General features: G+C 44.1%; 8 protein-coding genes. 6 read left to right on the forward strand and 2 right to left on the reverse strand.

All coding sequences use genetic code 11. From position 1 onward, the window contains the following. Positions 1-2 precede the first annotated feature (2 nt). The 6 genes from FAZ15_RS13910 (at position 3) to FAZ15_RS13935 (ending at position 11,033) form a co-directional block, all read left to right on the forward strand. Positions 3-3,827, forward strand: coding sequence for a sensor histidine kinase (locus tag FAZ15_RS13910; protein ID WP_136901920.1), 3,825 nt, complete (start codon positions 3-5; stop codon positions 3,825-3,827). Between the two features lie 382 nt (positions 3,828-4,209). Next, positions 4,210-5,577, forward strand: coding sequence for a hypothetical protein (locus FAZ15_RS13915; RefSeq protein WP_136901921.1), 1,368 nt, complete (start codon positions 4,210-4,212; stop codon positions 5,575-5,577). A gap of 48 nt (positions 5,578-5,625) precedes the next feature. Continuing rightward, the gene (locus FAZ15_RS13920; RefSeq protein ID WP_136901922.1) at positions 5,626-6,666 is read left to right on the forward strand and encodes an HlyD family efflux transporter periplasmic adaptor subunit; all 1,041 of its coding nucleotides are present in this window, start codon (positions 5,626-5,628) and stop codon (positions 6,664-6,666) included. Beyond that, on the forward strand, positions 6,663-7,658 hold the full coding sequence (locus FAZ15_RS13925; protein WP_136901923.1) for a TackOD1 domain-containing metal-binding protein: 996 nt from the start codon (positions 6,663-6,665) through the stop codon (positions 7,656-7,658). Before FAZ15_RS13920 ends, FAZ15_RS13925 begins: the two co-directional genes overlap by 4 nt. A 10-nt stretch (positions 7,659-7,668) precedes the next feature. After that, complete coding sequence (locus tag FAZ15_RS13930; RefSeq protein ID WP_162304943.1) at positions 7,669-8,976, forward strand: glycosyltransferase family 2 protein; 1,308 nt, start codon at positions 7,669-7,671, stop codon at positions 8,974-8,976. A 20-nt stretch (positions 8,977-8,996) separates the two neighbouring features. Next, positions 8,997-11,033 (forward strand): LVIVD repeat-containing protein, encoded by a 2,037-nt coding sequence (locus tag FAZ15_RS13935; RefSeq protein ID WP_136901925.1) that lies wholly within the window; start codon positions 8,997-8,999, stop codon positions 11,031-11,033. 82 nt (positions 11,034-11,115) lie between these two features. Here the strand turns inward: FAZ15_RS13935 and FAZ15_RS13940 are convergent, their stop codons facing one another. After that, positions 11,116-11,967, reverse strand: coding sequence for a hypothetical protein (locus tag FAZ15_RS13940; protein ID WP_136901926.1), 852 nt, complete (start codon positions 11,965-11,967; stop codon positions 11,116-11,118). A 46-nt stretch (positions 11,968-12,013) separates the two neighbouring features. After that, complete coding sequence (locus FAZ15_RS13945; protein WP_136901927.1) at positions 12,014-12,673, reverse strand: hypothetical protein; 660 nt, start codon at positions 12,671-12,673, stop codon at positions 12,014-12,016. Positions 12,674-12,688: the final 15 nt, after the last annotated feature.

Below are 12,688 nucleotides of genomic sequence, written 5' to 3' on the forward strand. Positions count from 1 at the left end.
TTATGATCTCTTCACAACAAAAAACAGGGGCTTCAGATCAGCCGAATGGATTTTTACTTTTTTTACGAGGCAGTGGAGAGTGTGCACATCACCTAACAAGCCTCGACTGGGAACGTACGGAGCTGGGTTCCATAGCTAACTGGCCTTCTGCCTTAAAACAGGCTACGGCTACTATGCTAACGAGCAAAGTTCCAACCCTCCTGTGCTGGGGTAGTTCCTTCATACAGTTATACAATACACAATTTGAATTTATATTGGATGGGCGCTTTTTACAAATGCCTGTTTTAGGCATTCCAGCCGAGCAGACGTTTCGTTCCGATTGGCATGCCTTCAGTCCTCTTTTTACGAAGGCTTTGCAGGGCGAGGCGAGCGAATGGAATCAGTACAAAGTAAAGAAAGGCAAACACGACGCGCTAGCCGACCGCTATTTTGATATATCCTTTATCCCTATAAGAGACGAGCTCGGTAAAGTACAGGGTGTAAGTGTTACATTTGCCGATCGCACGCCGGTGGTACAGGAACTCAAGACACTGCGGTCCTATAGGCGGAATGTTGACTTAATGATTCACCAGGCTCCCGTAGGTATCTGTATCGTTATCGGCACTCCCCTACGCACGATCGAGGTCAACGATGTGTTCGTAGAAATTACCGGCAAGCAACGTGAAGATTTCTTTCGCCTTCCGTATTGGGATGTCAATGCTGAAATCAGGGACGTGTACGAACCTATCTCGCTTCGCGTGATCCAAACAGGCCAAAGCTATCAGGCCAAAGAGCACCGGGTTACCCTCATTCGTAACGGCATACCCGAAACTGTTTACGTTGATTTTGTATATGAGCCGCTTCGGGATACAGAAGGACAGATTATCGGTCTCATGATTGTTGCCGTTGATGTTACCGAAAAATCCACTTCAAAACAAGTGTTGGAACAGACTAACGAGGAAATGGCGGCCATCAACGAAGAAATGACTTCTGCTAACGAAGAACTGATCACCACCAATGAAGACTTAGAATTTACCCAACATAAGTTACATATATCGTTAGAAAGGCTCACGGAAAGCGAACATCAGATGCGCGAAATGGTAGAACGGGCTCCTTTTCCAATCGGCGTATATATTGGCAAGGAGATGCGTATAACCCACGCAAATCAGGCAATCAAAGATGTCTGGGGAAAAGGTGACGAGGTCATAGGGAAAACGTATGCAGAAGTGTTGCCCGAACTGGCAGACCAAGATATCTATCCGCAGCTTGATCACGTATATTCGACTGGTATTCCATTTCATACGCGCAATCAGCTCGTCGTCCTGCATATTGAGGGCAGACCTCGGGATTTCTATTTTAATTATAGTTTTACGCCGCTACGCAATCATGAAGGACAGATATACGGAGTCATGAATACGGCAGCCGATGTGACTGACCTTTATCAGGCCAAACAAAAGGTCGAACAGAGCGAACGGAACTTTTACAACATGATACAACAAGCTCCAGTCGCTATGTGCTTGCTTCTGGGACCCGAGCATACCGTTGCACTGGTTAATGATGCCATGATCGATATCTGGGGCAAAGCCAGAACCGAGGTGTTGCACCGCCCGCTTTTCGAAGCACTACCCGATGCGCGGAAGCAGGGGTTGGAAGAAGTTATGGCGCAGGTGTATAATACGGGTATACCTTATCAGGCTATAGAGCAGCCAGTGTCTCTTATCCGTCACGGGGTACCTGATGTTGTGTATCAAAGTTTTGTATACCAGCCTTATTATAATGCAGATGGATCTATTCTTGGCGTATTGGCTATTTCGGTTAATGTTACCGAGCAGGTTACAGCTCGCTTAGAACTCGAGCGGGTCTACGAGCAGTCGCGTTTAGCCAAGGAAGCTGCTTCCTTGGGTACCTTCGATTTTAATGTTTTAACCGGTACACTCGAATGGGATAGGAGATGTAGGGAGCTTTTTGGGGTGCCTCACGATGGTCCTGTAACCTTAGAAAAAGATTTTAAAGAAGCGCTACATCCCGACGATGTGGATCGTGTGTTCTGGGCAATATCCAGGGCAATGGATGAAGAACGCTCGGGTGGCATATATTCCACAGTGTACCGTACCATTACGGGTGCTAATCGGCAAGAACGTTGGATAAAGGCTCAAGGCAAGGCCTATTTCGATAAAGATGCTAAGCCACTACGGTTGATTGGTTCTGTGTTGGATATCACCGACCAAAAACTCCATGAAATCCGGATAGAAGAGAATGCGGAAAAACATGGCCGATTAGCCGCAATCATAGATTCTACCGACGACATTATCATTGGCCAAACACTGGAGGGATATATTACTAGCTGGAATCGAGCCGCCGAGCGCCACTTAGGCTATTCGACGGAAGAGGCTGTCGGGAAGCACATATCCCTTATCTATCCGTCATCACGCTTTGAAGAAGCCACCTATCTGGCTTCCCTGGTCAGCGAAGGTCAGGAGGTTGTTAACTTCGAGACGGTTCGCTTAGATAAAGAAGGTAATGAGAAGCAGCTCTCGATTACGGTGTCACCTGTTTTAGATGGGAAAGGTCAGGTCATAGGTTCCTCCAAGATTGCCCGGGATATCAGCGGGCAGAAGGCAGCGGAGAAGGCAACTCGTCGCTATACCTCGCGATTGGAGGTGCTCAACAAGATGATTCAAACGGTTGCCGAGGAACTGGATCTGGATCGTATCCTGCAAAAAGTGATCGCTGCCACTTGCGAGCTTACTGGCGCAGCATTTGGAAGCTTCTTTTATGCCAAAAAAGATATCGATGGGAAGGTGGATCTTGTGTATGCTACTTCTTCCGTGGGCACCGTTTCATTCACCCCTTCTGATATTGCGGCAAGCCAAGCTTTCTTCTCCGGTGTATTTACCGATTTGCAAGTGAATCGCGTGGCAAACACTGACGAGGACCCCCGTTATCAGTCGCACAAATATCTTTTCGGCATGCCGTCCGTAGATTTTCACGTTTCCAGTTATCTTGCGGTCCCCGTTGTATCCCGATCGGGAGAGGTTATCGGCGGATTGTTTTTTGGACACCCTGATCCAGAACGCTTTAGTTCAGATCATGAAAGTCTCGTTATTTCCATTGCAGCACATGCTGCAGTCGGATTAGATAATGCACAACTCTATGAAAAAGTGAAAAGCCTGAACGATAAGAAAGATGAATTTATTGGCTTGGCCAGTCACGAACTGAAGACCCCACTTACCAGTATAAATGGCTACCTTCAGATTTTAGAGCGATCTAACCAAAATGAACAACATCATTTGTTTTTAAAACGGGCTACTTTGCAGGTTAAAAAGCTAACCATGTTAGTCGACGACTTACTCGATGTTTCGAAGATTGAAGCCGGAAAATTAAAATTAACCTTAGTTGATTTCGATCTACTCAATACGATTAAGGAAGCTATAGATTTGGTCGCTCTAAATAGCAACAAGCATCATATTACGTTCAAAACAACGGCTGAATCGTGTGTGGTTAAGGCCGATAGCCACCGTATTGAACAGGTTATGCTAAATCTATTGACTAATGCCATCAAATATGCCCCCGGAAAGACAGCGATCGAGGTGTCGCTCCTTATCAGCGACAGTGATGTTTTAGTTGGTGTGAAAGACTTCGGTATCGGCATTCCCATTGACAAGCAGGATACGATCTTCTCCCGCTTTTACCGTATAGAAGAAAACACCCAGAATATTTCCGGACTGGGGATGGGATTATTTTTATCCCACGAAATTATAACCCGACATCAGGGTAAAATTTGGGTCGATAGCGTACTCGGTCATGGCAGTACATTCTGGTTTAGCTTGCCTTTAAATAGCGAATAAGAACCGTAAACCGCTGAGTTTCTTATTTGGTCCCCATCTCTACTCATTCTTTATTTTCATTTTTTTCGTAATACGCTTAAAACTACCCGTTTGGGTAGGCTAAGTATTACGCTATGCATATACATTTGCACTAGTTTTTTTGGGGGTAATAGGTATCATGTTCTTTGAATATTGACTAGCATTCTCTGCCAGGAAGGAGAAGTGTAAAAGTTAGAAAATGGTCGTAAAATAGGCTATGTAGCTAACCAACTACAAAAAAAAATATTTGTGGGTTTAGACAATTAAATAGAATAAGGGAAGACTAATTTTGTGTCAATATCTGTTGTCATATATGAAATATCCTGGATATTCCATATGATACGTAAAGAAATATCATTTGCATATGAATCGTAAAGTTCTTTTGGTCGTGGTTTTAGTGATGACAGCAATGTCTGGGGGGACGGTTTTGTGCCAGGAGAAAGCATTGACACGTGGGGGACACGATAAGGTATTGGAAGAGATGACTTCTAAATTGACCCAGTTGTTTCACACGTATCAATCTCGTTGGGATAGCGCGCGGAGTATATCTGCTGATCCAACGCTTTCCGCGACGGTATGGTCTGATTTTTTGGAAGATCCGGCGTTGGCGTCCACACGGAGCAAATCTGTCATCACTTCGAAAAGTTTGACGGAACGATCTGGAATGGACGTGGGTTTGAAATGGACTACCGAAGCAACACACAACTTTACGACAGGTATTTCGGACAATGAAGATGTTTTTTTTGGATCACGTATCGCAAGTGGGTTAGACTGGGTGATTTTGGGAGAAGGAAGCTGGAGAAAACGGGCAAATGATCGAAATTACCTTGGAAAGAAAGTGAGACGCGATTCGCTTATGGGAATCGATGCTGAGGTTCAATATAGGAGGCAGCAACAGCTAAGCGCTTTAGCTTATCTTTTTGATCGGTATAGATTGTCGGTATTCGAACTGTTGGTTCCTTTGCGCAGGGAGCAAGCAACTTTTCAGGCACAGCTGTTTGAGAAAGAGTTGACGGACTATCCGACGAAGTTAAAGAGTAAACAACGTTATGAGCAGGCGGAAGCAGAACTTGCAGCCTTACGTAGTTATGCCGCGCGGATAGATGATGGTATGTTATCAACATATTTAGCTATTCCCTTGATTAATCTTAATCTTCCGGCTTATGCATTGATGGTAGACAATAATCAGACGTATCGCCAACAACAGCTATTGGCACTGGACAAGGAACTATTAGAACAACAGCGGCAACGCGATAACCGGGATAATGTCAGCTTAAGAAGTCGGGTACGTTATAATTATTACAGCGGAGCTGGACATCAGCCTAGAGGTTTTGCGAGTGTGGGTGCTACGCTTTCGGTTCCGTTGCGTACAGGTAAAAATGTGCATGATCAAATTTACACCTATGAGTTTCAACGCAAGGAGGAACAACAAGTAGTGGAAGCAGAACATCGCCGTTTTCAGCTTCGGGATCTGTACCGAAACATGTCCGATAGAAAGCAGACGATACGAAGGCTAACTGATGAACTTACCTACGCGCAGGCACTGATGGAACGGGAGTTGGCATTACAGCAGCAAGCGCCAAAACAGGTGAGTCCGAATACGTTTATTGAGTTGACGGATGGATATTTCCTCAAACTGTTGGAGTTGGCAGACCATCGGCAGCTGGCATGCGAGGACTATATAGACTTTATGTATTTGACCGGATACGAGATGCAGGTTAGTGGAGACTGATAAGGAGTGGTAAGAGGTAATTAGGAACTTAAAAAAGAAATAGCAGAGATGAAAATATCGTACGCACATCCGGTGGAGACCGTTGCGCAGATTAATGAAGAACCCCCAAAACGCCGACGTTGGGACAGGTGGCTCTATATCGGTATTTTATTGCTGTTGGTGGGATCTCTTTTAAAATGGTTGACCTTGCCCTGGATATTTAATACGGCCGATGGGCTTTTATTTCAGAATCAGTTTGACGCCAAGTTCACGAATGATATCCGAATCCTATCCTATAATGTACAGGATAAACAACGGGTCAGTATTGGTGATACACTTTTCTTCTATGAGGAACGCCGCGACGGCAGTATGAACCCTGCGCAGGATTCGATACAGTTGGAGATACAGCAGCAAAATAGAGGAGGAGAACTGATAGCATTAGATGCACAGATCGAAAAGAGAGCACTTTTCCGTACAGAGTTGAAAAAACGGTTGGCGTACTGGCAAGCCGAAAGATTACGGAAAGAGAAATTGGTGTATTTGGGATCAATTACGGCCAACGAATTGGCCAATGTGGACCGATCTGTTGACGATGTGTCGTATCAACTGGCTACAGTAGATGCGGAGTATACGGTGTTGCGGAACGAGCGCGCTCGATTACAGGCCGCATTGGGCCAATCGCGTCAAATGGGGTTTGCGCGTCTACAACAGACTGAACCATCCATAAAGGCATTTGTATCGCCGGTAGCCGGCACGGTGGATCGCTTAAGGGTAGCGGTAGATGGTATTTGTTATCGGCAAGAAGTCGTGGCTTCGATTGTAGATTCAACCTATATGGTACGTGCATATATCGATGTGAAAGATCTGGATAAATTCCATGTAAACGACGAGGTGGTTGTGCTGTTGCCCTATGGGAGCAAAAAGCTACAAGGAAGTATAACCCAATTGTATGCGGTTATGGAAGATAAGGATAAGATATTATTCAATTCCATCGATGACGATAAATACGGTGTGGTCGTCGAGGTAAAGCCCAAGGGTATCAAAGGCTGGGACGAACTTATCGCCAGTAATATACCGGTAAAAATTAGGAAAGGAAGGTTAGAGCTATGAGTGAAATTAAACCCCACGTGGTAGAAATGTACGGTAAGCGTATTCTCCTCCTCAACAATTTTATTGAGGACTGTATTTTACCGAATCCTCTTATTGCAGATGTTTGGCTGGTAAACCATCAGGAGCGGTCGAAAGTCAGAAAGTTTTTACGGAGCGTGGTGCGCTCGCATGATATGCGTGTGTATCTGAAACCTATTTACCTAGAGGATAATTTAAGACCTTTTTTCATGGACGACGAGCGTGTTATGCAACGGCTCTCTGATGGCTTTTTTGGTAACACTGATCCGTTGCAGATAGCAACGTTAACCGATCAGGTAGCCTATTTCATCGAAAAGCACCGCCACGGTCGGAAAGAAAAGGCGAGTCAGCAGGAGCAAATTTTGCAGTATATATTTGACTACAATTATACGCGACGGAGTAAAATCGTTCCTATGCGCTTGCATCAGTCGCTTACAGGTTACGCCTATCCGCGGATCGATTCATTTTTCTTTAACCGCAGTGATGCGTATTTGAATTCGAGAAATATATTAAAAGAGGCGGAAGAACAAGGATACCTTAAGCGCACGTATTTTGATACCCAACACCTTTGTAAGAGCTGCAGCAGTGGATTCCTAAATTACCATGAGGTATGTCCGAAATGCCACGAACACGACCTGAAGGCTTCGAATTTGATACACCACTTTCGTTGCGCTTATGTGGGGCCTGAAACAGATTTTGTAGCCCACGACAAGCTTGTTTGTCCAAAATGCTCGGTGCAGCTTAAAAACGTAGGTGTGGACTATGATAAGCCCGGTAAAATGTTTACCTGTAACAATCAAAGGTGTAATCACCAGTTTCAAGAGGCACCAATACAGGTTGGCTGCGTGGACTGTGGAACCGAGCAGGAGACTTACGAGTTAGTGGTCAAAAAGGTATACCAGTATGAATTGTCCGAAAAGGGCATTCAACGTTTTCTTTTTCGCGAAGAACAGGTAAGCTTACAGCATGGTTAATTTGTCGATTATGGCTGATTTTTGGGAGGGCTATTTCCGCATGCTCCAACAGTTGGATTGGGAAACGATCATGAAGTGGGGTTGGTTTATTCTGTTGTTGGATATTCCACGTTACGTGATTGTGGAGGGGTTAGCTTTGATCTGGAGCAGATCCCGTAGGCTCATTACACGGAAAAAGTGGAAACAAGCCCGTCAAATACTTTGGACGGAATATCCCTTGGTAACCGTATTGGTACCGGGGCACAACGAAGGCCGTCATTTGTCCAAGTTAGTAGCTTCCATGAAGAAGCAGACGTATAAGCATATCGAATTGGTTGTCGTGGACGACGGTTCTACAGATAACACGGCGATTATCGGCCAGTCGTTTGAAAAAAAAGGCGACATCGATATCTTTTTACGTTGTGATGAGCGGGGAGGGAAGGCATCGGCTGCAAATCTAGGATTGAGATATGCAAAAGGAAAATTTATCGTACATCTTGATGCAGATTCGTCCTTAGCTCCCGATGCATTGGAGAAAATCCTGATTCCTTTTTATCGCTATCCACATGTCGGCGCAGTAGGGGGCAATCTCGTTGTGCGCAACGAGAGCGATTCACTCACGACAACGATGCAGTATATGGAATACATACAGTCTATTAGCGTAGGGCGTATTGTGTTGTCAAAATTGGGCTTATATAAGATTGTTTCCGGAGCTTTCGGCGCTTTTCCCCGCAAGTTGTTGGATCGCATGGGAGGCTGGGATATCGGCCCCGGACTGGATGGAGATATTACCGTTAAAATAAGAAAGCTGGGGTATAAGGTGTTATTTGAGGAAAATGCAGTTTGTATGACGCATGTACCCACTACCTGGAAAGCGCTAACGAAACAACGGAGACGATGGTCGCGTTCATTGATACGCTTTAGGTTACGGAAACATATCGATGTGTGGGTGCCGGATAAGCACTTTTCCTGGCTTAATTTTGTCGCCTTTTTTGAAAATGTGTTCTTTGGATTTGTGCTCGATTTTATGTGGATCTTTTATACGCTTAAGATCCTAATTGTTGCACCTGCCTTTCTATTGGTTTGGTTTCCATTCAAATATACAGTCTATCTGGGTATCGCTATTCTTCAGTATATCTGTTCGCTGTTTATCATCAAGGATCGGAGCAAGATGTTGAAAATGTGTATTTACATCCCTTTAGTGCCTTTATACATGGGGTATTATATGCGACTGGTAAGAACCGTAGCCTATATCGGAGAAATGTTTTTTTACGAGTCGTACAAGGATATATGGAATCCAGCAAAAACATCGAAAAAGGCAAAAGAATTTGGTTTATAAAATCATTTATTAATAATTATATGTTTATCACAAACACAAAAATCAGTGCGTTAGCTGTATCTCTAGCGCTATTGGCAAGCTGTGCAAAGGACACGCACCTGCCTGAAACGGGTAATGAAGACGTTCTTTCGGATGCGGAAACCTCGCTTTCGTACAACAAGAGTGCCCTAGCAGCAAATGTCTCTATGGTGAATACGCCTATTGCTTTTGATCGTCTAGGAAATACATCGTTATTGGGCTCCGTAAAATCGACGAAACTGGCTTCACTTATCGGCCAACAAGCGGTAGCAGGTTATACACCTTCGGCAACAGGAACAGAAATTGAAGGTGGAGGTAACCATACGGTCAGCAGCAGTGCCGATGTATTGGTTGTTCCAGAAGGTAAGACCTTCTCCGGTCAGATCAACTTTAATGCCGCCGGAAAGCTTATCGTTTTAGGAACATTTACAGGTTCTACAAATCTACCGGACAAGGCAACATTAGAGATCGGAAACACAGCGGTATTTACACCTTCGGGTTTCAATGTGAATGGCAGTGCTACAGTGATCAACAATTACGGAACGGTGTTACTAAACAGCGGTTCTATACAGGGTAAATGGACAAATTATGCTCAGGTTACATTTAAGTCCAGTACAAACCTGAATAGCGGAATGCAATTTGATAACTATTGCAAAGTCGTATTTGAAGGACGTGTAGATATCAATTCTTTGTACAAAAACTGGAGCCATATGGTATTCCAAGCGGGATTCCAGTTAAACGGACAAGGAAAGTTGCAGAACCACGATGGAGCCTATACAGAAGTAAATGGTGGTACAATCGGTATTGATGGTAAAATCGTGGGAGGTACATCAGCTTATTCACGTTTGGACATCAGCAATACAACGATTAATAACCTGAACGCTAATCCCGCTGTCACGGGTAAAATCGATATCAATCTGACGAATGCAGACGAGACCCGTTTTACTGGGAAAACCGGAGCAGATGTAACCATTGGTCAGGATGTATATATCGCTGCTGCGGGATGTATACCGGCTAAAGGTAGCGGAGGTTGCGATGATAGCGCTTTGAGCTTTACCTTATTGGCTACAGTTACAAGCCCAGAGGTTAATGACGCGTTACTTAGTGCTACAGATGTACGTATCGTAGATGGGCACGCTTATGTTTCTTACCACACGAATGATGAGGTATATGGCAATACACCAGGTGGAGCGATCCGTGTATTTGATGTACAGAATCCGTCTGCGCCAAGCTTAATCAGTGAAGCCCTTTTCAATAATATGGAGTTCAATGGGGTAGAAGCAACTAACACGAAGCTGTATGCGGCGGGACAAAACAAAGCCGGTGCCCTATTGTTAACTGCGCCAATAAATAATGGCAACCTTGCTGTAAATGATCTGTCACAGTTCACCAAACATAAGTTGCCGGCTGCATCGGCAAAAAATACCGTAAGTTATAATAATCAGCTTTGGGTAGTATCGGGTGCTGTCAATGGCGGATTCTTTGCCCTTGATCCACAAAATGGATACGCGGTAACACAGAACCTGTATAACAGTACACGTGCAAAATACAGCGCTAACAATGCGACACATCAGGCGTTTTTCGCTGCGGAATCTGATAAAGCGTATTTACGTGTAGCAAAATTGGATGGATCGGACGTGAAAGAATATTCATTCCCTACGTTGACGCAGCAAATTGTTGACGGAAAGAATGTGTTGGTATTGGATGATCAGTATGCGTACATTGCATTAAGTGACCGTGGCGTTGCTAAGATAGAGCTGGCAACAGGAGAATTGAAAGCACACTTCGTGCCTAACGATTTCCGAAAAGACGGTAAAAAAGTATTCCGTGATAACGGATACACCAACGCTGTAGCGGTTGATGCATGTTACCTTTATTTGGCAAATGGTGCTGATGGAGTTATTGTCTTGAATAAAAATACCTTTCAGGTAGTTGGAAAGTTCAACCTGCCGGAATCAACCAATTTCGTTGCTGCAAAATCGGGATTACTCTTTGTTGCTACGGGAAGAAACGGGTTAAATATTATTAAAATAAACTAATATTTCCCAGTAAAATAAATAAAAGGGGGCTGGTCATTTTTTTTGACCAGCCCCTTTTTATCTCAAATCTAATATCTCAAATCTAATATCTAACATCCATTTCTTTGATGTCATAGATGCCAAGCTCATATACACCATTCTGGTTAAGTACGGAAATGGCCGATTGTAGATGCGCGAGATCGGTAAAATCTTTTGCTCTCACCACCCATACGTATAATCCCTGTAGCGTATCCCGCAAAGTCGCGGTACGGTTTAGCAGTGACAGCATATTCGGATTTTCATAGGCCATGATATACGATTTGATCTGAAGCAGCGCCAATAAGGCGGCGGTAGAAGACTGCGTATGCATCGGAATGCTAATGCTTAGTTCTATTCCCTCTTGGGCACACCACTGGCTACTCAATAAAATTAAGGTGTTGAAGCGCTCGGTATACAAATCTATATTTTGTTTGTAATCAGCCAGCGCATGTGGTTCGATGTCAAGATGGATGGCTGTAAAGCCCGCATTTTTAAAGCTGAGCATTTTAGCTTCCAGATTTGGGAATCCGTTATCAGCCTCTACGTAGCTATTTTCTCCCAGTAGACGAGCTACAGCGATATTCGCCGATGAGGCCATCTGTAAAAAATCCTGTACTTTAGGCGACTGGTCATTTCCAGGAGAAACAAATACTTCTTTGCATTGTAGTCGGTTCAGGGCATTCACGATGTAAGCATTGGTGTTGTCCTGAAAAAATGCCTTCCAGGCATAGGTACTCACTTGGCTGCCCCATAATGAGTCGGTCAGGGAGTCTAGTTGCCGATAAGGATGCTCCATAAGGATCGTCGGATAATCCAATACGCTGTTCTTCGCTACATTACGTTTGGGACTGGTCGCTGTCGCAGAAAAAGATAATGATATAAACAAATAAGCGGTTAAAATTGCTGTTTTTTTCATGTTTTGGTAGATAATTTCAATACGTTAATAAAAGTGGTTTATTTCGTTACCGCAGCTGCCAGGTACCAAAGATTCCATTGCGAATATCGTCATTTGTATACAATCCTCCAGATACTTGTTTATCCGTGGCAGTATATATATAGGTGGATAAGCGTATCGGATGGAATGAACTTTTGGTTAGATAAGGAGCAATATGCTGATCAAATGCGGGTAAGACAGAGCCCAGTTGTCCGACTAGATTGTTTACGGTATTGCCTTTCACTGTACCTCTATGGATCCTTGTTGTTCCATTGGCAGGATTAATAGACAAGGTAAAATCATAGTCGGCCCAGAAAAGCGTAGCACCTTTAGCCGATGAAAATGCCGTACGGACAGTTACAGCCGTAGGGCTATTAAAAAGAAACTGCATTGTCTTGACCTGCCAACCTTTTTCCGACATTGCAGTTTCGTATTGGCGGTAGTGTTTTTGGAAGTCAAGACCTCGATTTTTCGGATAATCCAATGTTGGATCATACGTTAGGGATGCAACCTTGCCCTCCGAAATATGTTGATGGAAGAGGTCGGAATCAGCTACGTTATCTGTTGATTCAATACCTGAGGAATTTAATGGTTCTTCATCCGGAACGAGCAGCGCATCCGGATACTTGTTACAGGATACCATAGCACAAAGAGGGAGTAAATACAAGAGTGTTTTTTTGATTTTCATCTTTCTAAAATAGTG

Source organism: Sphingobacterium olei, assembly GCF_005048855.1.
Classification (GTDB): domain Bacteria; phylum Bacteroidota; class Bacteroidia; order Sphingobacteriales; family Sphingobacteriaceae; genus Sphingobacterium; species Sphingobacterium olei.